General features: G+C 51.9%; 18 protein-coding genes. 14 read left to right on the forward strand and 4 right to left on the reverse strand.

Annotated elements, in window-relative coordinates:
• Positions 1-542: 542 nt before the first annotated feature.
• Positions 543-4,376, reverse strand: a complete 3,834-nt coding sequence (locus BLP78_RS12100) for a YhdP family protein (RefSeq protein ID WP_256330255.1) — start codon at positions 4,374-4,376, stop codon at positions 543-545.
• Between the two features lie 219 nt (positions 4,377-4,595).
• On the opposite strand from BLP78_RS12100, the gene glnE reads away from it, so the two are divergent.
• The 5 genes from glnE to BLP78_RS12125 all read left to right on the forward strand — a co-directional run bounded on the left by glnE (position 4,596) and on the right by BLP78_RS12125 (position 10,914).
• Complete coding sequence (gene glnE / locus BLP78_RS12105; RefSeq protein WP_090459532.1) at positions 4,596-7,385, forward strand: bifunctional [glutamate--ammonia ligase]-adenylyl-L-tyrosine phosphorylase/[glutamate--ammonia-ligase] adenylyltransferase; 2,790 nt, start codon at positions 4,596-4,598, stop codon at positions 7,383-7,385.
• Positions 7,386-7,547: 162 nt separating this feature from the next.
• On the forward strand, positions 7,548-8,468 hold the full coding sequence (locus BLP78_RS12110; protein ID WP_090459533.1) for a branched-chain amino acid transaminase: 921 nt from the start codon (positions 7,548-7,550) through the stop codon (positions 8,466-8,468).
• A gap of 38 nt (positions 8,469-8,506) precedes the next feature.
• A complete protein-coding gene (locus BLP78_RS12115) occupies positions 8,507-8,713 on the forward strand; it encodes a zinc-finger domain-containing protein (protein ID WP_090459535.1) in 207 nt (68 codons plus the stop codon).
• A gap of 109 nt (positions 8,714-8,822) precedes the next feature.
• Positions 8,823-10,199, forward strand: a complete 1,377-nt coding sequence (locus BLP78_RS12120) for a phosphomannomutase/phosphoglucomutase (RefSeq protein WP_090459537.1) — start codon at positions 8,823-8,825, stop codon at positions 10,197-10,199.
• A gap of 214 nt (positions 10,200-10,413) precedes the next feature.
• On the forward strand, positions 10,414-10,914 hold the full coding sequence (locus BLP78_RS12125; RefSeq protein WP_090459538.1) for a low molecular weight protein-tyrosine-phosphatase: 501 nt from the start codon (positions 10,414-10,416) through the stop codon (positions 10,912-10,914).
• Between the two features lie 149 nt (positions 10,915-11,063).
• Here BLP78_RS12125 and BLP78_RS12130 read toward each other — a convergent pair whose 3' ends face one another.
• Positions 11,064-13,913: an Rne/Rng family ribonuclease gene (locus BLP78_RS12130; protein WP_090459540.1), complete on the reverse strand. Its 2,850-nt coding sequence runs from the start codon at positions 13,911-13,913 to the stop codon at positions 11,064-11,066.
• Between the two features lie 465 nt (positions 13,914-14,378).
• Here BLP78_RS12130 and BLP78_RS12135 point away from each other — a divergent pair, with 465 nt between their 5' ends.
• Together BLP78_RS12135 and BLP78_RS12140 are read left to right on the forward strand one after the other, a co-directional pair.
• The gene (locus BLP78_RS12135) at positions 14,379-15,350 is read left to right on the forward strand and encodes an RluA family pseudouridine synthase (protein WP_256330256.1); all 972 of its coding nucleotides are present in this window, start codon (positions 14,379-14,381) and stop codon (positions 15,348-15,350) included.
• Between the two features lie 185 nt (positions 15,351-15,535).
• Positions 15,536-16,486 carry a S49 family peptidase gene (locus BLP78_RS12140; protein WP_090459544.1) on the forward strand — a complete coding sequence of 317 codons (951 nt, stop codon included), beginning with the start codon at positions 15,536-15,538 and terminating at the stop codon, positions 16,484-16,486.
• Between the two features lie 20 nt (positions 16,487-16,506).
• Here the strand turns inward: BLP78_RS12140 and BLP78_RS12145 are convergent, their stop codons facing one another.
• Together BLP78_RS12145 and BLP78_RS12150 are read right to left on the reverse strand one after the other, a co-directional pair.
• The gene (locus tag BLP78_RS12145) at positions 16,507-17,214 is read right to left on the reverse strand and encodes an SAM-dependent methyltransferase (protein WP_090459546.1); all 708 of its coding nucleotides are present in this window, start codon (positions 17,212-17,214) and stop codon (positions 16,507-16,509) included.
• On the reverse strand, positions 17,211-17,807 hold the full coding sequence (locus BLP78_RS12150) for a Maf family protein (RefSeq protein WP_176752860.1): 597 nt from the start codon (positions 17,805-17,807) through the stop codon (positions 17,211-17,213). Before BLP78_RS12150 ends, BLP78_RS12145 begins: the two co-directional genes overlap by 4 nt.
• A gap of 225 nt (positions 17,808-18,032) precedes the next feature.
• Here BLP78_RS12150 and BLP78_RS12155 point away from each other — a divergent pair, with 225 nt between their 5' ends.
• The 7 genes from BLP78_RS12155 (at position 18,033) to acpP (ending at position 23,175) form a co-directional block, all read left to right on the forward strand.
• Positions 18,033-18,530 carry a YceD family protein gene (locus BLP78_RS12155; RefSeq protein ID WP_090459547.1) on the forward strand — a complete coding sequence of 166 codons (498 nt, stop codon included), beginning with the start codon at positions 18,033-18,035 and terminating at the stop codon, positions 18,528-18,530.
• A gap of 25 nt (positions 18,531-18,555) precedes the next feature.
• Positions 18,556-18,735: a 50S ribosomal protein L32 gene (rpmF, locus tag BLP78_RS12160; protein WP_025040569.1), complete on the forward strand. Its 180-nt coding sequence runs from the start codon at positions 18,556-18,558 to the stop codon at positions 18,733-18,735.
• 55 nt (positions 18,736-18,790) lie between these two features.
• Positions 18,791-19,852: a phosphate acyltransferase PlsX gene (gene plsX, locus BLP78_RS12165; RefSeq protein WP_090459549.1), complete on the forward strand. Its 1,062-nt coding sequence runs from the start codon at positions 18,791-18,793 to the stop codon at positions 19,850-19,852.
• Complete coding sequence (locus tag BLP78_RS12170; protein ID WP_090459551.1) at positions 19,849-20,808, forward strand: beta-ketoacyl-ACP synthase III; 960 nt, start codon at positions 19,849-19,851, stop codon at positions 20,806-20,808. The genes plsX and BLP78_RS12170 overlap by 4 nt, the downstream gene beginning before the upstream one ends.
• Positions 20,809-21,015: 207 nt before the next feature.
• Positions 21,016-21,954 (forward strand): ACP S-malonyltransferase, encoded by a 939-nt coding sequence (gene fabD, locus BLP78_RS12175; RefSeq protein ID WP_090459576.1) that lies wholly within the window; start codon positions 21,016-21,018, stop codon positions 21,952-21,954.
• Positions 21,955-22,036: 82 nt separating this feature from the next.
• Complete coding sequence (gene fabG, locus BLP78_RS12180; RefSeq protein WP_090459553.1) at positions 22,037-22,777, forward strand: 3-oxoacyl-ACP reductase FabG; 741 nt, start codon at positions 22,037-22,039, stop codon at positions 22,775-22,777.
• A 161-nt stretch (positions 22,778-22,938) separates the two neighbouring features.
• Entirely contained in the window at positions 22,939-23,175 is a 237-nt protein-coding gene (gene acpP / locus BLP78_RS12185) for an acyl carrier protein (RefSeq protein WP_011380423.1), read from the forward strand.
• Positions 23,176-23,195 lie beyond the last annotated feature (20 nt).

Raw genomic sequence — 23,195 nt, forward strand, 5'->3', positions numbered from 1 at the left:
TACTGAGTTGCGTAACGTTCGCCTATTGGACTGAAGTACATCTATTGCAAACGGGGTCTATATCATTACTCGCCAATTGTGCCGATTGACGCAGAAACGCGATTTTCTCCCAGCTTTAGCTGTACCTATAGACCTCTAATATCCTATGTTAGCAAGCGAGCTCACATTTATCCTTGGATAAGAATTCCATCTGTGCAAACGGAACAGCAGGGAAGAACGTTTCGGGGTCATCAACAGGACCCGGATCAGTATGGTCAAGCATCCGAGTGGCGCTCAAATTGGATGACAGTCTGATGCCTGATGCCGTTAAATTGAGAGATATTGATCACTACGTTCCACCCTTCATGCGATTGATCCTTACCATCATGGTCCGGTTCGATGAATTTCGGTGTTCGACTGATGCGTTATCTGCTGCGCTCAGTCCATTGGTAGCTAATTTGGTTGGAGCCGTAGACGCCGTTTATTTTAGAGAATCGCCCAAAATACTGGCCGGTGTCGTTTTGAATGAAAGTTGCTAAACGCATTATCTACCTCCCCCAATTTTATTGTTCATATTCGCTTGATTCGTGTGCTCCCCCGACCTTTTTGATAACGGTCGGATCGGTCCAGGTACCGGTAATGTCGTATTCATTGGATGGGGTTGGGTTTTGCATTGCCGTATTTGCAATTGCAGAGGCCATGCCGACCACCGGAGCGGCCAATCCTAATGACGGATTAACTATGATATGCAATTTCTGGGTTTCTGCCTCCAGGTTTATTTCCCCGTTTATGGCAACCCTTGCAGCGGGTCCTTCTATTTTGAGATCATCGGTGACGGCCACCCCGCGGCCGATTTTCACATCACCAGAGATATTATCGAAACCGAAGCCTTCGCTGAATACATCATGGAAGTCCAATGTGATTCCTCGTGGTAATGATCGCAGGTCGAAAATACCGAACAGTCTGCCAATTCCCGGCTCGAATCTAGGAAACTGCCCTCGCTTGGCACTCACCTTGAAGTTGCCCGACAGCGTAGGATAATCTACCGATTGTGGACCGCCGGACCACGACAAAACGCCCTCGAGCTTGCCGCTGCCGCGTTTCACGCGATCTGGATGGCCGAGGCGCGCCAGAAACAGGCCAATATCACTCGCCTCTACCGTAAGATTGGCTCGCATAACGGGTTGTGTGGCGCGATTGTGCCATAGGCCGCGCGCCGTTATTGAACTGTCCGGATTGGATATATGCAATTTCTCGATGTGCCAGTTTCTCTCCTCCTGGTTAGCTATCAGTTCAAGTTGCCCCAGTTGTTTCTCGCCAATAAAAAAGTTATCCGCCGTTACGTCAAGGGCAGGCAAGTCTCTTTCCTGCTGGGTTTGTGCTCGTACCGCTGATTTGGGTGTGCGAGAATTGGCGGGAATTATCAACCTGTTCAATCGAGCCACTATTTTACCGTTGCCGGATGGGTCCCAGCTGATACCACCATTGATTTGCTCGCTTGTGATGGTGGAATACCATATCCCGTCTTCCCGGTCGGCGCTCAGCGTGACATCTTTCAGATGGCTTCCCAGAAAGTCGAGCGCGCCAATATGGAAATTGATGCTTGTCAGACCGAGACCCGGCCCGGGTTCATTACTGCTTTGTGTCAGCAAGCTGCGCCATCGGTCCAGATTCAGGGATGGCATTTCGCCAGTCGCCGATATACCGTTCCGGGGCAAAATGGCGGGCGCCGAGCCAAAACTTACTATACCCCTCTCTACACGATAATTGCCGGCATCATCCCGGCCACGTTCGAATTTTGCCGTTACCAGATCGCCATAGCTCAAGCTTAGCTCATCGCTATTCGAATCCATGGCTCTCCTCTCGAAACGTAGCCGTGCAGTATCGGTGGCAGCCTTCGAAAAAGGCTCGGGTAAATCGGAGGTAATGCCGACCAGCGATGATTCGATGGATACATCTGCCGACTTGTTGCGTATATCGACGGTTGCCAGCCAATCGGTATCGCCACGCAAATGGCGTCTCCATAACGGTGCGGCTCGCGCTGATCCCTGCGGCGGTTCGCTCATTTTGCTGAGGTTAACCTTGCCAACGGCGGATAAACGTATACTACCGTCCGGCATATCAGTGGAGTTTATAACCACTGGTCCGCCAAGGAAATGGGCAGTCATGTTTTCTGCCTTTATCCCCGAGCCGGTAAAAGCCACGACACCGTTAATGTCATTCAGGTTGGGCAGGCGAGAGCCCGGATCAATGTGATTATCGATAAACCGATAGCTACCTGATACGTTGACCGCTTCGGGATGATCCAGCGGAATATCGAGCTCGAGCAACAGTCTTCCCTCTCCAGCGATGTTGATGTTATCGACAAGGCTGCCATTGTCGCTGCTGTCCGTGCGCGATGTGGCGAATTTGAAGAATTGCTGCGTCGGGCCGCTTGCTTCCATTTCGCTTCTTAACGTGGCATCGGGCGCAGCCATGTCGGCAATGTTCAAGTTCACCCTGCTTAATTTTGTTCCAGAGATATAGGCTTGGGAAGCATCAAATTCCATGCGGCTGTTATGAAATTGCAGATTCCCGGACATATCCTCTATGCGAGGCCATCCGGGGATGCGATCCAGCGTTACCCCGGACACCTTTGCCTGTAACCTGAAAATACCGTTTTCACCGTGGGCGAAAGGAAATTGGCTCAGGTCTCCCTTGAGATGAAGCCGGGCATCCAGCGCTCCCGCCTCAACGATCGAATCGTCGAGCCAGTCGCGATAATTCACCGCCATCGGCATGTAATGCATCAAATAACGTGCATCGGCACGCGTCAGATTGGCTACCAGGTCGATTCTGCCTGGGCCGTCAACGGTAAAACGGTAAGTTCCGTAAGCCAACCCCGCAGCATTTTTATTGGAAAAGGAAATATTGTTGAACTTGAATGCAACGGAATCCTTATCGGCTAAAACATTCCAGCTCGCCTGACCGGTGATGATATCCAGCGCCAGCGGCACACGAAATACTTCAGGCAATTCCACGGCGGCATTTTGAGAGTTCAGGGTCAGAGTGCCGCCTCGCTCGGTAATGTCGATATTGCCGGAAACGCCCTTGAACGCAGGCAGCCTGCCGGATTTTCTCATCCCCAGATTGGTGAATCCTCCTTTTGCGCTGAAATGGGGTGGCACTGGCAGTTCACCACTCCAGTTCGCCCTCATATGACGAATTTCTCCGCGGGGCGCCATCTTGTTGAGCCGCTCACGCAATGATGCGCTAATTGGCAAGTATTTCGCCGCATCTTTCAAAACTTCCAGATTCAGGTTGTCGATACTTAATTTCGTCCTATGAGGTTCAGTCACATTAGCAGGCATTGTCTGCAGCGAAAAACTTACCGGCTGTAATATCCACCTTCGTTTGCCACGAGCGGAAGTGCTCAGTTTTTGCGCGAAAATTTCGGTGCCTCCGCCGTTTATCTTTTGCCATCCGACTCTGCCCTGCAAACGGATAAGGTCAAATTCGGGTAAATCCGGTGCCAATTGTGCTCTGACATTACGTAAGCGCATGTCCGCAGTGAGCTTCTTCATATCCGCCCCGTCAATTCCGGCCCACATACGTAGCGCTCCAACGCCTCGATTCAACCTGATTTCTTGTGGGAAAGGCAGCCAGACACCCCAGGCGGCAATGTCGGCATTATCCATCTGCATGAACAGTCGACCTTGCCAAAGATCGGAGTTAGCCAGCGATTCGCCGGTAAAATCGCCGCGCATATCCAACTGTGCAGCAAGCTCGGCGGGCGGCGTGGCGCGTATGCCGAAACGATGGCGGTGACCCCTGTTTTCAAGACGCAAGTTAACGAGTAACTCCAGCTCTGGCGCGCCACGCTGGTCATCCTGCCAGAGAATGCTGGCATTATTGATCCTGACTCGACTCTGATTCAAAAGCCAATCGGAAAAATCGTTTTCACTTTCAGTCAGTTCTTTGCTGAGCGCGAATCCGGCGACGTGGATTACACCTTTGGCATCACGGCGCACGATTAAATCGGGCTGCTCGATCTCGATTTCGCGAAAGTACAGTTTGCCGTGTAATATTGAACGCCACGAAAGCGTGCCTGACAGCTGATTCAACAGCAACGTAATGTCGCCCTCTTTATCATGTACTTTTACGGCGCGCAACATCATATGAGGGCGGAATCCGTCCCAATTTGCGCTGATCTCACCTATCGTTATGTGCTGCCCGGAGGCATGGCTGATGGCGGAAGCGATATTTTCCCGATATTGCTCGATATCGGGCAGCAGCCAGTAGCGCAGCAATAGCAGCAGTAAAGAAAAACAGGCTGCAACCACGATCAGCGCCCATGTCAGCAGCCGGGACAACAAGCCGGACCGTGGAGGAGGGGGAGGCGTTATTGATAAGTTCAATAAATAGATCCGGTTGATATGCGTGGGGCGATATGTTCTTCTCCACCTGCGGCTGAGCGGGAAGTATGTTTGTACTTGATTTAAACGATAAGGCGCAAAAACGTGAAAGAGAGATTAGAGATATCCGTGCCATCTTTGTTCAACCCTGATAGCCTCATAATACCCATGCAGATGGAATACAGATATTTTGATAATTTATTGTAACTCCGAATCTCGACCATGCATACCGATCGTTCTGCAACTGAAATAATCGAACGCATTCTTCCGTTCAGTCGTTACGCATGCCGGATACTGGAGAGTGAGCCTGGATTGCTGATCGAGCTCAAGCAAAACTTGCAATTTCCTTTTCTGCGGAAGGAGATGCAAGTATTCCTGAACACGAATGCCAAAGCTGTAAATGACGAGGCATGTCTGAATAGCATTTTGCGCAGCCTGCGCAAACAGGTAATGCTGCGCCTGGCAGCACGGGATCTGGGAGGCTTGGCGACGCTTGCCGAGGTGATGACGAGCATGACCGATCTGGCGGAGCTCACTATCGATTTCGCCCTGGAACGTCAACAGACATGGCTAGCTGATCCCGGCCGCTATGGCCAGCCAAGAAATACCGAAAACAGAATTCAGGAAATGCTGGTGATCGCCATGGGCAAACTGGGTGGTTGCGAGCTCAACGTTTCCTCGGATGTAGACCTGATTTTCGTCTATCCGGAAGACGGCGAAACCAGCGGCCCCAGATCGATATCCAATCATGATTTTTTTGCTCGCCTTGGGCGGAAACTGATCGGCAGCCTCAACGATATCACGCCGGACGGGTACGTTTTTCGCGTGGATATGCGGTTACGTCCATATGGCGAAAGCGGCCCGCTGGTGATGAGTTTTGCCATGCTTGAAGAATATTTCATCAGCCAGGGGCGCGAATGGGAGCGCTACGCCTGGATCAAAGGCCGGGCAATAGCGGGCCCGCAGGCAGAGAGGGCGGTGATCATCGAACAAATAGCGCAACCATTCGTGTTTCGGAAATATCTGGACTTCGGCGCTTACGAATCCATGCGGGATTTACATGGGCAAATACGCCGGGAGGTAAATCGCCACGAGATGCATGGGGATATCAAGCTCGGGCCGGGTGGGATCCGTGAGATCGAGTTCATTGCCCAATTGTTCCAGCTGATCCGTGGTGGGCGGGATGCCGATTTGCGCATCCGTTCTACACTCGCCACATTGGCGTTGCTGCGGGAAAAACAGCATCTACCAGACAAAACCGTATTGGAGCTCACGGACGCTTATCGCTTTCTGCGCAATCTCGAGCATCGTTTACAGTATCTCGATGATCAACAAACGCAGATGTTGCCGGAAACGCATACCGATCAGTCATTAGTAGCGGTTTCCATGGGCTTCTCTTCCTATGGCGAATTCTTGCAGCGGCTGGATACCCATCGCTGCAATGTTACCCGCCATTTTGAGGATATATTTGCTGCTCCACGCAAACCGCAAACTCATCATTCCTTCGCATGGTTGTGGCCGGAGAGAGACGATGGAGGGATCGAAGCCGAGGTTGCCACTACGCAACTGGTTACGATGGGATTTTCCAGTGCGGAAAAAATTGTGCGACGCTTACAGGAGTTTCATGTAAGTACCCGCTATCGCCAATTGCCGCAAGCGAGCAAAAAGCGCGTTGATGCGCTCGTCCCCGCCCTGATCGAAGTGTCTGCCAGGCTCCCCTCGGCAGACACCACACTGGAGCGTTTACTGCAGTTACTGGAAAGCGTGAGCCGGCGCGCAGCCTATCTCGCGCTGCTGCTGGAGTATCCTCAGGCCCTGGAGCGGGTAGCCAAACTTGTCAGCACGAGCCAGTGGGCCAGCGAGTACCTGGGCAGACATCCCATCTTGCTGGATGAGCTGCTCAATCCGGCTGATCTTCAGACTGTGCCGGATTGGTCTCGAGCCAAATCAAGGTTGATTCAGCAATTAAACGAGGCTTGTGGACCCGCAGGCAATGATATCGAGCAACAAATGGATGTACTGCGGCATTTTCAACACGCTCAGGTATTTCAATTGCTCGCTCAGGACGTGGAAGGATTGCTGCCGCTGGAAACCTTGAGCGATTACCTGACCGATCTGGCAGATCTGATACTTGATTCCGTATTGGGTTTGGCCTGGTCAGGGTTGAGAAAAAAGCACCGGGATGAACCGCCCGCTTTCGGCATCATCGGCTATGGCAAACTGGGTGGGAAAGAATTGGGTTATGCATCGGATCTCGACATCATTTTTCTTTATGACGACAACCATCCCGATGCAGCGGAAATATACGCCAGGCTGAGTCAGCGCATCAACTCCTGGCTGACAAGTTACACTTCAGCCGGCTTGTTGTACGAGACCGATTTACGCCTGCGCCCGAACGGCAGCAGCGGCTTGCTGGTAAGTTCGGTCCAGGCTTTTGATCAATACCAGCGAAATCATGCCTGGGTCTGGGAGCATCAGGCATTGACACGGGCGCGATTCGTAGCGGGAGATGTTCATGTAGGGGAAGCTTTCGAGCGCACGCGCAAGGAAGTGCTTCGCCAGCCTCGCGAACTGGAAAGCCTGAAACGCGAGGTATCGGCCATGCGGCAAAAAATGCTTGATGCCCATCCCAATTCAAGCGGGTTATTCGACGTCAAGCACGACCGCGGGGGCATTATTGATGTTGAATTCATCGTGCAATACCTGGTCCTGGGTCATGCCTGCGACCATCCGGAATTGACCAACAACATCGGCAACATTGCGCTGCTGCGGCTTGCTGGAAAACTTGGGCTTATCCACGAGGAAACTGCGGAGCGAGCGCTCGGCGCCTATCGGGAATTCCGGCGAATTCAACATCGACTAAGATTGAGCGGGGACTCGGGCCTGGCGGGAACACCCTCGACGGAAGGCAAATCGCGAAAGTTTGCACGTGTTGAAGCAGACTATTTGAAAGATGGGTCCTTCGCAGTATTGCGATTGTGGGATGAAGTATTTGGTACATCCCATCTTTAGCCGATCATCTTTGATCTGTGTTGATTCCTTTGCCAACGCTCCGTTGAATTTCAGCGACTGCTGCTGCTAAGCAACGGAGTTGGTGTATGCAGCCAGCGTTTTCATTTTTCAAGGAAAAATGCGTTAGAATACGCAATTCTCAATTTTCTCCGGAGTCCCTGAATGTCAATGTCCAACCGCGACGGCGTGATCTGGAGCGATGGAAAAGTAATTCCGTGGCGTGATGCTACCACTCATGTGCTTACCCACACCCTGCATTATGGGTTAGGCGTATTCGAGGGTTTGCGTGCCTATCAAACGCCCCGAGGCCCTGCGATTTTTCGTTTGCAGGAGCATACGGATCGTTTGTTTAATTCCGCACATATTTTCATGATGAAAATACCTTATGACAAGGCGACGCTGATGGAGGCGCAGCGCGATATGGTCAGGCAGAACAAGCTGGAATCGTGCTATATCCGGCCGATCGTTTTCTACGGCTCCGAAGCCATGGGTATTTCAGCCACGACGCTTTCCGTGCATGTGGCTATCGCAGCTTGGCCATGGGGTGCCTATTTGGGCACGGAAGGCCTGGAAAACGGCATTCGTGTCAAGACATCCTCATTCTCGCGTCATCATGTCAATGTCAACATGTGTCGTGCCAAGTCGGTTGCGACCTACGCAAATTCGATATTGGCTCACCAGGAGGTTGCGACTGACGGCTATGATGAAGCGCTGCTGCTGGATGTGGACGGTTATGTGGCGGAGGGAGCGGGCGAAAATATATTTATCATCAAGCATGGCAAGCTCTATACGCCGGATATGACCTCCTGCCTCGAGGGTATTACGCGTGCTACCATCCTAACGTTTGCCGAAGAAATCGGAATTCCGGTAATCGAGAAGCGAATTACCCGCGATGAAGTTTATTGTGCTGATGAAGCCTTTTTTACCGGTACTGCAGCGGAAGTGACCCCGATTCGGGAACTCGATAATCGTAGAATCGGCAGCGGAAAACGCGGCCCGATAACCGAAAGGCTGCAAACCATGTTTTTTGACTGTGCCAGGGGCAAGACCGAAAATCATGCCGACTGGCTCACCTACGTCTGATTCCGCGAATCTATATTCGATACAAGCTGAGAGAAACGATGCAGAATCACGCCAGCAATAATAAAGAGCGCCAAGTCGAAGTCACCCTTGATGATTTGCCGCTTCATTGCCCAATGCCATCAATGTTGTTATGGAATTCGCATCCTCGCGTGTTCTTGCCAATAGAAGGCACGGGCGAAGCACTATGTCCATACTGCGGTACGCGCTACAAGCTCAAAGGGGGCGCGGCGCCAGGTCATCATTAATGAAAGCCGGTATTTGATGCTGAATACAGAAAGCCATAGTCCTGATCGGTGACTATGGCTGTTTTTTGAGCTGTACTCAAATATTGCTATTCAACCTCACGCTAATCTCATGCACACATTCCCGCGAGAAATTTTCAAGGCTTACGATATTAGAGGTATTGTCGGGAAAACACTGACCGCTGAAATCGTCGAAGCCATCGGTCAGGCTATCGGATCTGAAGCACGAACACGCGGACTTGCATCGATAGCGATAGGGCGCGATGGCAGGTTATCAGGCCCGGAACTGGCGCAGGCACTCGCGAAAGGTTTGCAAAAAAGTGGTATCGACGTGATAGACGTCGGGATGGTCGCCACCCCCATGCTCTACTTCGCTGCCCATATGTTGTGCAATTATTCGGGTGTTATGGTTACCGGCAGTCACAATCCTCCAGAATATAATGGTTTGAAGATGGTATTGGGCGGTGAAACCTTGGCCGCTGAATCCATTCAAGCCTTGAGTGTGCGGATTGAAAATGATGATTTTTCTTACGGTAATGGCGACTATCGCACGCACGATATTGCCGAAACATATCTTCAACGCATAACCAGCGATGTGAAGCTGACGCGTCCCATGAAAATCGTCATTGATTGCGGTAATGGTATACCCGGCTGCTATGCACCTGAGCTATATCGCAGATTGGGATGCGAGGTAACCGAGTTGTTCTGCGATGTCGACGGGACTTTTCCCAATCATCATCCCGACCCGTCCGTTCCCGAGAACTTGCGGGATCTGATTGAAGCGCTTAAAACCGACGATGCGGAAATAGGTCTTGCCTTCGACGGCGACGGTGATCGTGTGGGGGTGGTTACCAAGAGCGGCACCATCATTTATCCCGATCGCCAGTTGATGTTGTTTGCTGCCGACGTATTGTCCAGAAATCCGGGCGGACGGATCATTTTTGACGTGAAATGTACTCGTAATCTTGCTCCCTGGATCAGGCAACATGGTGGCGAGCCTATCATGTGGAAGACAGGACATTCATTTATAAAAGGTAAATTGAAAGAAACCGGTGCGTTGCTGGCTGGAGAAATGAGTGGGCACATATTTTTCAATGAACGCTGGTATGGATTTGATGATGGGCTCTATGCAGGTGCGCGTCTGCTGGAGCTACTCAGTTCCACAACAGATATCAATCTTGCACTCAATGAAATCCCGGATGCCCTTAGCACCCCTGAATTGCAGATAAGATTGCAAGAAGGCGAAAACTACCACGTTATCGCGCAATTACAGAAAACTGCACACTTCGATAATCCGGAGCGCGTGATTACCACCGATGGACTTCGGGTCGAATATAAGGACGGTTTTGGATTGGCACGCTCATCCAATACCATGCCTGTGATCGTGCTACGATTTGAAGCTGACAATGAGGCAGCTTTAAACCGTATACAGCAGGATTTTCGCAAGGTTATTTTACAGGTCAAACCGGATGCGGAGTTGCCGTATTAGGTACCTTCAACAGCGTTCCCGCTTTGCAGTTCAGTTGCCAGCTCAGTTGATCGGCGCGCTCAGCAGTCGTCGCACTTGTTGGAAAGTTCGCCATTATGCGGAATTTCGATTCTTCAACTTGCCGGACGGCGCCGGTAATACGTGATATTGCGATGTACTATAAATAGTATGTTCGGATAAGATGGAATAGGGGCAGAAGGAGGTATTACTGATTATGAACAGAGGAGAAAATACCAAGACTCGTGTTTTGTTTGTTTGCATGGGCAATATTTGTCGCTCTCCCACTGCGGAGGCTGTCTTTAGACATCAAGTTATCGCTGCCGGCTTTGAGAATGCCATCCACATCGATTCCGCCGGTACGCATGATTATCATATCGGTGCACCGCCGGACCCGCGGGCTCAGAAAGCGGCGGCGCGACGAGGTTATGACGCAACGGAATTGCGCGCGCGTCAGGTGGATGAAACGGATTTCGAGGTTTTTGACTATATTCTGGCAATGGACAGGGCCAATCTGGCCATACTCGAACGAGAATGTCCGCCCCAATACAGCCATAAGCTTGGATTGCTGATGCAATACAGTGAGCGATATTCGGAAGGCGTGGAGGAAGTGCCTGATCCGTACTTCGGAGGAAATCAGGGTTTCGAGCACGTACTGAATATGGTCGAGGAAGCGGGACGCGGATTGCTCATCCGGCTTCGTGGCGAAAATAGCTAGCAGCCTGTCGGATTGAAGAATTGCGGCGAAAAAGTGCCTGGCCGGTCCGACAGGCTCCTGGAGAACGGCGCCTGAACAAGTACCTCGCAGGTGCAGTAAAAAGGCGGGAGTGTTCTGTCCCGCCTTTTATCTTTTGCAGATACCGAATCCTATTTATGCGTTTCGACTTGCACTAACGGTTCTTCCTGGCTCACTACCGGAGGAGGAGGTGTTCTTCTCCGCCGGCGTTGCGGTAGCGCTGATTCTACTGCCGCCTCGGTTTCAGCCGTTTTTATCTTCTCCGGTTGGGTTTCGATCATGATTAATCCACTCGCCACCAGGTTCAACGGTTCGATTGCCGGCGATCGCTGGGGCAAACGGGTTTCTTCCCGTTCGGATACAGGGATCATTACCTCGATGTCGGTGGCGGCAGCTCCATTGCTTGTGTTGCCAATTTCAATTTCATCCGGAGACGGTTCCCGTATGGTTGTGATAGAGGCGGGCGAGGTTGCTGTTGCCAGTTCCTTGATGGGTTCATGAGCGGATTCATGAATGGGTTCCTGGACGGTTTCCTGAACGGTTTGCTGCTTATCCCGCTCCGTTTCCGGCTCGGGCGCTACCGGGACAGGTAAGGGCGAGGTCGGTGCTGCCGACACTGGCTGGGCAATTACCGGCATATCAATTACCGGCATATTTTCATCCTTATGCAACGGTTCAGAATGAGGGTTGCCCGTTGACTCTGAAGGTGTCTCCGCTCCCTGCAGAGGAGGGAGGGTAAGGATGAGCGCCGATGCCTCCTGCATTGATGCGGAAAGGGTTTCCGGAACAGGGTTTTTTTCATGCGTAGTCTGGTCAGCGGCTCGCTGAGTGTGTGAATCTGTCACCGCTGACTGTTTATTTTCATGGGGAGCCCGCTCTGTGCGGTCGCCCCGATCACGCTGCCTCCCGCCACGACGTCTACGTCGTCCGCTGTCTTCACCCTGTTGCAAGGTTTCTTCAGCCGCAGGCTGTTCTTCTGGCCGTGGTTTGAGTTCGGTTCGGATTTTCTCTTCGCGTGGTGGCCGCGGATGCTTTTTTTGAGCGGAGCGTTCACCCTGCAACTTCGCATCACTACGTTCCCCACGCTGAGGCGCAGCGTCCCGGGCAAGACTAGCGGCTTCACCGCCATGCTCACCACGATCGTCGCGCCCACGCTGAGTGACTCGCGGTGTTTTTTCGTGCTCGCCATCGCGCACTTCGCGCCCGCGCTCTCGTCGGCCACGGCCGCGGTCTACTCGTTGCGGACCGGTCTTTACCTGCTCTGGCCGCATGTTTTTTTCTGCCACACCCATCTGCTTGAACCAGCTGAATATTCTATCCAGAAAAGAAAGCTGCTCGGGTTCATGATGAGGTTTGTGCTCACGTATCGGAGCGGGTTGCGGCGGCGTAATACCTCGCACAGCAGCTTGCTGCCGTGCCGGCTTGGCCTCTTGCGCAGCTGAGGGTAACGAAATTTCCGGGGCTGGTTTCTCCACCATTTGATAGCTGGTTTGAATTTCACCCAGTTTCACATCGTCATGGCGCAAGCGGGTGATGTTGTAGTTCGGTGTTTCGAGATGAATATTCGGAATCAGTACTACACTTACCTTTAATCGGGCTTCGATTGCATGAATTTCCGAACGCTTCTCATTCAGTAGATAGGTAGCCACATCAACCGGTACTTGAGCGTGAAGCACGGCGGTATTCTCTTTCATTGCTTCTTCCTGAATTATCCTGAGAATGTGCAATGCAGAGGAATCAGTGCCGCGGATGTGTCCGGTGCCGTGACAACGCGGACAGGAGATATAACTGCTCTCGCCCAGCGAAGGACGCAGGCGTTGACGCGATAGTTCAAGCAAACCAAAACGGGAAATCTTGCCCATCTGCACGCGTGCGCGGTCATAACGCAACGCATCATGCAGCCGGTTTTCCACCTCACGCTGGTTACGAGCGATTTCCATGTCGATGAAGTCAATCACCACGAGTCCGCCCAGGTCGCGCAGACGCAGCTGCCGTGCGATTTCTTCGGCGGCCTCCAGGTTCGTGTTGAGCGCGGTTTGCTCGATGTCCGAACCGCGGGTGGCCCGTGCCGAGTTCACGTCAACCGACACCAGTGCTTCAGTGTGATCGATAACGATAGCACCGCCCGAGGGTAGTGTGACTTGACGCGAATAAGCGGTCTCGATCTGGTGCTCAATCTGAAAACGTGAAAATAGTGGCACATCGTCGCGGTAGAGCTTGACCCGGTTGACATTGGCCGGCATGACGTGGCTCATGAACTGGCACGCCTGCTCATAGATACTTTCAGTATCGATCAGGATTTCGCCGATCTCCTGATGAAAGTAGTCACGTATGGCACGGATTACCAGGCTGCTTTCCTGATAAATCAGGAAAGCGCCGCTTTGGCTGCTGGAAGCATCTTCAATGGCGCGCCACAATTGCAGTAAATAATTGAGATCCCACTGCAATTCTTCTTCACTTCGCCCTATTCCAGCGGTACGGGCTATAATGCTCATGCCGGAAGGAATGCTCAGTTGTGCCATGACGTCACGCAGTTCCGCGCGGTCTTCGCCCTCTATGCGGCGAGATACACCTCCGCCGCGAGGATTATTGGGCATCAGGACCAGGTAGCGGCCTGCCAGGGAAATGTAGGTGGTTAGTGCAGCCCCCTTGGTTCCGCGCTCATCCTTGTCCACCTGAACGATGAGCTCCTGGCCTTCACGGAGCGCATCCTGGACACGAACGCGGGCTGGGTCTGCATTTTCCTTGAAATAAGAGCGGGAAATTTCCTTGAATGGCAGGAAGCCATGCCGTTCCCCGCCGTACTCGACAAAAGCGGCTTCGAGACTCGGCTCAAGGCGGGTAATAACGGCTTTGTAGATATTGCTCTTGCGTTGTTCCTTGCCGGCAGATTCAATGTCGAGGTCAATCAGTTTTTGACCATCAACAATGGCGACACGCAGTTCTTCCGGCTGTGTCGCATTAAATAGCATGCGTTTCATTTTATGCCCCCCGCGCTCTGGTCACGGGTAGATAGCCTACGCGCGAAGAGGAAAGTCCCCCGACGCAGCGTATACGAGAGCTTTTAGTCAGGCAACTTTGTCATGTATGTCGGGCTGCTGGTGTAAGATGACTATTTCTCTGGCTTGTCACAGTGGCCCTGCTTTTCTGACAAGCAGAACCAGGAAATTAAGTTTCAATCAGGCTTCGACTATGGCTGCCCGCAAGCGGGCGCTACGAAACTGAAAACTGAAATCGACGTGTGCTTCGAGCGCGTAAATCCATTACTATCGCTACTTTAGTGGTGAGCGACGTTAACCAGATTTCGGGATTGGCTCTTATACCTCGGACAAAATCCCATCAACAGCGCCACTTTACGCACCGGATAAAGGATAGGCTGGAACCCCGAATTGGCAAGTATAAGTAGAACTAAGGATTTAGGCAAAGAATTTCCTCTGAGTCCGGCGGTGACGGAAATTATAGGCGAGGACAGTAAAGGTCAGCGTATCGATAATTTCTTGATCAAACGCCTGAAAAATGTGCCTAAAAGTCATATCTACCAGCTATTGCGGAGCGGGCAGGTTCGACTTAACAGCAAGCGCATCGGCGCGGATTGTCATCTTCAGCTGGGCGATATGGTACGTATACCACCGGTGAGGATGGCGGAAAGAAGTTCTGCACTCAGAAAGAAAGTAACTAAAAGCCAGTTTATTCCATTCGAAATCTTATTTGAGGACGAAGCCCTTATCGTCATCAATAAGCCTGCGGGAGTTGCAGTGCATGGCGGCAGCGGCGTGAGTTTCGGTGTCATCGAGCAATTGCGCGCCCAGCATCCCGACTGGAAATTCCTGGAACTGGTCCATCGCCTCGACAGGGAGACTTCCGGGATTTTGCTTCTGGCCAAGAACCGGGCTGCGCTTGTTGAACTGCACCGGGTGATCCGTGCAGGGATGATGGAAAAGCGGTACCTCACGCTGGTAAAAGGCAAGTGGCGCAATACGAGACAAAGCGTCAAGCTGTTTCTCAGGAAATACGTGACGCCCGCGGGCGAACGGCGCGTGGCGGTGATTGCCGATGGGAAGGGAGGCGAAGAAGGGAAGAGCGCTCATACCGTTTTTAATCTGAAAAAATCCTGGCAGAATTTCAGTCTGCTGGAAGCGGAGTTAAAAACGGGCCGTACTCATCAAATTCGCGTGCATCTCGCTCATCTGGATTTCCCCATAGCAGGCGACGATAAGTATGGAGACTTCGCATTGAACAGGGAACTGATGAGGCTCGGCCCCGAACGAGGTCTCAAGCGCATGTTCCTGCATGCCTTTATCGTTGAAGTTACGCATCCGGTAACCGGGAGAAAGCTTCGTATTGAGGCGCCGCTGACGGAAGATCTACGCAAATTTTTGCTTGAGCTGGATGCCGATAGTACGCCTTTGTGCCCATAATGGGTTCGGCGAGCGATATACCTGATTACCTGATTTTTCTGGCTGGCCGGAGGCCTGCCAGGATTCCATCCCTGACTCAGGCAAGGGGAAGGGGTTTGCGGAAATAGCGTAGAAAGCGTAACGTTTTGGTTGAACTCGGCTCCGCGCAGTTCGCTATATCACTTCATTGGAAGGATTGAAATAACATGGCAGATTCAGAAAATCGCAACGAAGGGTGGGAAAAGCAGGTGCTTGAAAAACTGGCGCTCTCTTCTTTGCAGGAACAGCGCAGGGCGCGTCAATGGAGCATATTTTTCAAGTCGCTTACATTTATCTATTTGTTTATTTTGTTATTCATCTTCTCTGGCTGGTTTAGTGGGGACGATATGTCCATGTCGCGTAAACATACTGCCCTGGTCGAGCTGCGGGGCGTAATCTCTCCCGATAGCGTTAGCAGCGCTGATAATATCAACGCCGGCTTGCAGCATGCGTTCAAGGACGCAAAAACGCAGGGTGTGATCCTGCGCATCAACAGCCCGGGCGGCAGTCCGGTACAGGCGGGGTATATCAATGATGAGATCCGCCGTCTGCGTGCCGAGTATCCGGAAATTCCTCTTTATGCCGTAGTAGAAGACATCTGTGCATCCGGTGGTTACTATGTTGCCGTCGCTGCCGATAAAATTTACGTGGATAAAGCGAGCATGGTCGGTTCCATCGGCGTGCTGATGAACGGATTCGGTTTTACGGGCGCGATGGAAAAACTTGGCGTCGAACGGCGGCTGCTCACCGCAGGGGAAAACAAGGGCTTTCTTGATCCTTTTTCGCCTCCCAATCCGGGTCAGGAGGAATACGCCAAAAAAATGCTGAACGATATCCACGAACAATTTATTCAGGTAGTGAAGGAGGGAAGGGGGGGGCGCCTGAAGGAAGCGCCGGAGATATTCAGCGGCATCGTCTGGACGGGTCAAAAAAGCATAGAACTGGGGCTTGTCGATGCGATAGGCAGTGCAGACTATGTCGCGCGGGAAATTATCAAAGCTGAACACATCGTGGATTACACAACCCGGGAAGGATTCAGCGAGCGTCTCGCCCGGCGTTTCGGCGCAGTAGCGGCGGAGGCACTGATTACCACGGGAATCAGTGGAGGGTTGCGGTGATTACAATTTTGCCTGACCGGTCAGCCCTGCAGCAAAAAGATAGCAGGTTTATCATGAACATCGGGCAAAGCTTGTTTCCATTCCCGGATTGTTCTGGTTGAAATGAATTCATTTGCCAAGGTGAGGTTGCAGGCGATGCAAAGCGCAGTGTCATCACGGCAGGTGGAAAGAATGGATTCCAGCAACTTTTGGTTACGATATGGCGTCTCGATAAATATCTGGGTTTGATCGCCGGTTAACGAATTTTTTTCCAGCTCAACTATTTTTTTGGTACGCCTGTCATTTTCAACAGGAAGGTAACCGTGGAATGTGAAGCGCTGACCGTTCAATCCCGACGACATCAGCGCCAGCAGTATGGAGGATGGTCCTACCAGCGGCACCACCCGGATATTTTTTTGATGAGCAAGGCGCACCAACCCTGCCCCAGGGTCCGCTACCGCCGGAGAGCCCGCTTCAGACAAGAGTCCGATATCGCTGCCTTCGAGGAGGGGTGCAAGCAGTTTTTCATATTCCCTGGCTTGAGTGTGTTCATCCAATACCTGCATGCTGATTTTCTGTATCGGCAGGACGCAACCGATCTGTTTCAGAAACCGCCTCGCGGTCTTTGGGTGCTCGACAATATAATGATCAAGCGCCGCTACGCATTGTCGGACAGCGGGGGGGGTTATCCAGGCGATATCACCTGGGCCCAAGGGAGTGGGAATGAGATAGAGAGTACCGGAATTCACACTATTGCCACACCTTCGCGCGTCAGCATTTCCACTAGTGCAATCAGCGGTAACCCGATCAGTGCACTGGGATCCTCGCTTGCGATATGCTCGATCAATGCGATCCCCAATCCCTCGAGCTTGGCACTTCCGGCGCAGTGATACGGCTGCTCTCTATCGAGATAATTGTCAATTTGCCGGTCGCTTAGTTCACGGAATTTGACGCGGGACGAGACAAGTCGTATCTGCATATTGTCTTTATCGCTATTCAGCAGGCTCAAGGCAGTATGGAATACAACTTCTTTTCCGCGAATGAGGCGCAACTGCCGGGTCGCATTGGCATGATTGAGCGGTTTGCCGAGCTGAATCCCCTCCAATACCGCCACCTGGTCAGCGCCTATGATCAAGGCATCAGGGTGACTCACGGCAACCATGCGCGCCTTTGCGGCGGCCAAGCGCAAGGCAGTCGTGTCAGGACTCTCTTCGGCCAGGGGAGTTTCGTCTATTTCCGGATTATAAACTTCAAATGGAATTTGCAAGCGCCGAAGCAGTTCGTGGCGATATATGGAACTGGATCCCAACACAAGTCGCTGGGCAATTTGTTGTGTTTTCAAAGTTTATCTTTATCAGGTTTTTGACACTCAGAGGCAAAAAATATATTATGCGCGCCGTATACATACTACATACACGCCCACAAGAATACATGCCGGCAGATTTTAATCTTAAATACACAAACTTATCAATTGAACAGCATTGACGGATAAAATTGAAGCGGGGTAGCGGGCAATACGCGAAAGAGAATATTCACATTTCATTTTATAAAAAAGATTTCTACTCTTATGCCGGTACGACTCATCATTGATGCTCTCGATTTTGCCCGTAATGCCGGGGCGCATCATGGTAAAATCGCGTTGTCCGAGCTTGATCGGTTACAGGGCTATCTGACGTCCGGGAGCGGCGAGTTGCAGTATGCGATAACTGGCGCGCTGGACATAAATGCCAGGCCGCTCCTGAAAATAGCTGTTCAGGGGTCGATAAATCTCTGTTGCCAGCGTTGTCTGGGCGAATATGGATATGCGCTGGATTTGCGGGCGTACCTGCTGTTGGCGCAAAATGAAAATGAGCTGTCCCGCCTTGATGAAGATGAGTCGGTCGAGTGTGTTCTGGCGACCCCTGACATGGATGTTGTGGCGCTGATCGAGGACGAAATAATCCTGAGTTTGCCACTTTCCCCACGCCATGGGGAAAGTGAATGCTCGATCAAGCAGGATAGTAAGGATACGGCAGGGGAAAGATCGCTTTTTGCTGCGCTGGCGGCACTGAAAAGCCTGCATTGAAAACATATTTAAGGAGCTGAATACCATGGCAGTCCAACAGAACAAGAAATCCCCATCCAAGCGCGGCATGCACCGTTCGCATGATTCTCTCACCAGTTCGCCGTTGACGGTGGACCCCGGCACTGGCGAAGTACATTTGCGTCACCACATCAGCCCCACCGGTTATTACCGGGGCAGAAAGGTCGTCAAAGCAAAAGGAGATTAAATCGCCCCGCCGTTCTGGGGATCAAATCTATCCCCACCTCAAGGGCGTTCCAAAATTGAATATCACCGTAGCGGTAGACTGCATGGGTGGCGATCACGGCCCTCATGTGACGGTTCCTGCAGTCGTCGAGTATCTCCATCGTAACACCGGAAGTGACATCATTCTGGTTGGACTGCCCGACGTTATCGAAACTGAATTGCGCGCCGCCAAGGTTGCCCCCAGCCCCCGGTTGAGGATTCACTCCGCAAGTGAAGTAGTGGGCATGGACGAGTCGCCCGCTCTCGCGTTGCGAGGTAAGAAAAACTCTTCGATGCGAGTCGCTATCAACCTGGTAAAGAGTGGTGAAGCACAGGCATGCGTCAGCGCGGGTAACACCGGCGCATTGATAGCAACCTCCCGGTTTGTGCTGAAAACACTTCCTGGAATCGACCGGCCGGCTCTGGCCGTGGTATTGCCCACCATAAAAGGGCACACTTATGTGCTTGATTTAGGTGCCAACGTGGATTGTAGCGCGGAGCATCTGCTTCAATTCGGAGTGATGGGGGCAACCTTGATATCTTCCGTTGAAAACAATGAGAAGCCCAGCATCGGTTTGCTGAATATAGGCGAGGAAGAGATCAAGGGCAATGAGGTAGTGAAACGGGCAGCAGAGCTGCTGCGTAACAGCGGCCTTAATTTTTACGGCAATATCGAAGGTAACGACATCTATAAAGGAACAACCGATGTGGTTGTATGTGACGGATTCGTGGGTAACGTGGCCCTGAAAACTTCGGAAGGGGTGGCGCAAATGCTTTCCACTTACTTGCGTGAGGAATTCAGGCGCAATCTATTCACAAAATTCGCGGGACTCATCGCCTCGCCAGTCATTAATGCATTCAAGCGCCGGGTGGATCACCGCCGATACAATGGCGCCAGTTTGCTGGGGTTGCGCGGGGTCGTCATTAAAAGCCATGGCTCGGCTGATAGTCACGCGTTTGGTTTCGCTATTGCCCGGGCGGTGGATGAGGTTCGCAGCGGAATGCTGAATCACATCAGCGAACGGGTTGCGCAGCTGCCGCATCATCCGGAAAGCTCATCCACATATCCTCGGCCGCTGGCGGAAGAGAATCGCGCATGATGTACTCCAGGGTTATCGGGACAGGCAGCTATTTGCCTGAAAAAATTCTCACCAATCTTGATCTTGAGCAAATGGTGGATACCAGCGACGAGTGGATACGCAGTCGTACCGGTATTGCACAGCGACACATCGCGACGGATAACCAGATGGCGAGCGATCTGGCGCTCAATGCCAGCCGTGAAGCAATGAAGGCTGCGAAGATCGATGCTGGAGAGATCGATCTGATTATTGTCGCCACCACGACGCCGGACGTGATTTTCCCCAGTACGGCCTGCATTCTGCAGGATAAGCTCGGCGTGAAGGATTGCGCTGCATTTGACGTACAGGCTGTATGCAGCGGCTTTATCTATGCGCTTGCCACCGCTGATATGTTTATTCGTGCCGGAAAGTATCGTACGGCTCTGGTCGTCGGGGCGGAAGTCTACTCGCGCATACTCGACTGGAGTGACCGTAGTACCTGCGTGCTATTCGGCGACGGCGCAGGTGCTGTCGTACTCACCCGGAGCGATCGCCCGGGAATAATTTCAAGCCATCTTCATGCGGATGGAAGCTATAAGGGTATCCTGACGGCGCCTGGAAGCTTTTCTCATGGCAAGATTCAAGGCAACCCGTTTGTTATGATGGAAGGTAATACGGTCTTCAAATTTGCTATAAAAGTCCTGGAAGATGTTGTGCGCGAGGCTTTGGCGGAAAATAATCTGGAGGTATCCGATATTGACTGGCTGATTCCCCATCAGGCTAATATCCGTATCATTATTTCCACGGCAAAAAAATTGGGTATACCAATGGAAAAGGTGGTTACCACGCTGGACAAGCATGGCAACACTTCAGCCGCCTCCATTCCGCTGGCGCTGGATGTTGCCGTACGCGATGGCCGCATTCAATCCGGCCAGCATGTACTTCTGGAGGGCGTAGGAGGGGGATTTACCTGGGGAGCGGTATTGATTTCATGGTAGAGCGCTAACCTCCGCGTAAATCACAAGAAGCTGTTTTTACCGTCTGATTATTCCTCGCTTTTATTGTTTGTCGCAATAAGGCATTAGAAGAATGCTATTTCCTAACTTAATGCAACACTATTACCCCGGTTTTACTCTCATCCAAAGATATCCAGGAATTATCAACTGCTTCTGTTCAAATGGATGCAGGCAACAATGACTGCTTCCATAAAATTCGCATGTGTTTTTCCCGGGCAGGGCTCGCAATCGATAGGCATGATGAAGGGTTATGCTGATTTCCCCATCGTGCGCGAAACCTTTGCCGAGGCATCTTCTGTGCTCGGGCAGGATTTTTGGACGATGGTCAATGACGGTTCGACCGATGAGCTTAATCTGACGGTCAATACTCAACCGCTGATGCTGATGGCCGGCATTGCGGTATATCGCGCCTGGCAAAGCCTGGGAGACGTGAACCCGACACTCATGGCGGGCCATAGCCTGGGAGAATATACCGCCTTGGTGGCGTCGGGCGCACTGGCTTTTTCGGATGCGCTATCATTGGTACGCTTTCGAGCCGAGGTAATGCAACAGGCAGTACCGGAAGGTGTCGGCGCCATGGCGGCAATTCTTGGGCTTGACGATGAGGTAGTGAAAGCGCTTTGCGACGAAATCACAAATTCTTCCGACGGAGAATTGCTGGAGCCGGCGAATTTTAATTCGCCTGGCCAGATAGTGATCGCCGGTCACAAAAATGCAGTGCTGCGCGGGATGGAACTGGCCAGGTCGAAAGGCGCGAAGCGGGCGCTGATGTTGCCTGTGAGCATACCTTCGCATTGTTCCCTCATGAGCCAGGCGGCCGACAGACTGCAACAGCGGTTGGAATCGCTGGTGCTCAGGGCGCCAGCAACGCCACTGTTGCACAATGCTGACGTGCAGCGGCACGAAAATCCTGAAGACATAAAAAGAATTCTGATACGGCAATTATGCAGCCCGGTGCGCTGGACCGAAATCGTTCGCTCTTTTGCTTCCGCCGGCGTTACCCATGTGGTGGAGTGCGGGCCGGGAAAAGTGCTGTCGGGGCTTACCAAACGTATAGATGCGAATTTGCAGGGCCTGGCACTGGCGGACAGCGTAGCGCTTCACCATGCTGCTGACATATTATTGTAGGTTGCTATACTATTGATGAGCCTGGCGGCTTTTATAGCGCAGAGCTTATCCTTGTTGATCTTGACTGGGTGTACTGGAGAATATGCTGCAAAATCAGATCGCGTTCGTAACCGGCGCCAGCCGCGGTATCGGTCGGGCCATTGCGCTTGAGCTGGCCAGGCAAAATGCCACCCTGATAGGCACTGCCACTACCGAGGGTGGCGCCCAAATCATTAGCGGCTACCTCAAGGAAGCGGGCCTCAAGGGTGTCGGCATGACATTGAACGTAAACGATGCTGTTCAGATTGAGAGCGTCCTTAAAGCCGTACAAGAGGAATTTGGCGATATCGCAATCCTGGTGAATAATGCCGGCGTCACCCGCGATAATTTGCTTCTTCGAATGAAAGATGAGGAATGGGATGAAATCATGGAAACTGATCTCAAATCAGTATTCCGTTTGAGCCGTGCAGTGCTGAGAGCCATGATGAAGGCCCGTTATGGGCGCATAATCAATATCTCCTCGGTGGTAGGCTCTACCGGCAATATGGGTCAGGCTAATTATGCCGCTGCCAAAGCCGGCATAGCCGGCTTCAGCAAATCTTTAGCGCGTGAAGTGGGTAGCCGCAACATCACTGTCAATTGTATTGCACCGGGTTTCATAGAGACTGACATGACGCGTTCTCTCACCGAAAAACAACAGCAACTTCTGCTCCAGCAAGTCCCCCTGGGCAGATTGGGGCGTCCGGAAGAGATCGCCTCGGCAGTCGCTTTTATTGCGTCGCCGGGCGCAGCGTATATTACCGGCGCAACACTTCATGTGAATGGCGGAATGTATATGGATTAATAATGCGTCCATGAATTTTTATGCCGTTCAACCTGCAAATTACCGAGGAAACCCTTTTATGGACCAGGTTGATTACTTTTGAGCTTCAAAGCGTTCAGATTTTATTAATACCAAAAACTTGCTAGAATGACGGCGTTTTTCTTACCGGAAGAGGTATTTAGATGGAAAATGTAGAGCAGCGTATAAAAAAAATAGTGGCCGAGCAGTTAGGCGTGAATGAGGCCGACGTCAAGAGTGAATCTTCTTTTGTGGATGACCTGGGTGCCGATTCGCTTGACACCGTAGAGCTGGTCATGGCACTGGAAGAAGAATTCGAATGCGAAATCCCTGATGAACAGGCAGAGAAAATCAACACTGTTCAGCAGGCTATCGACTACATCAATTCCCACAGCAATTAATTTTTGCTTCAAGCACATCC

Source organism: Nitrosospira sp. Nsp1 (assembly GCF_900100985.1).
Classification (GTDB): Bacteria; Pseudomonadota; Gammaproteobacteria; order Burkholderiales; family Nitrosomonadaceae; genus Nitrosospira.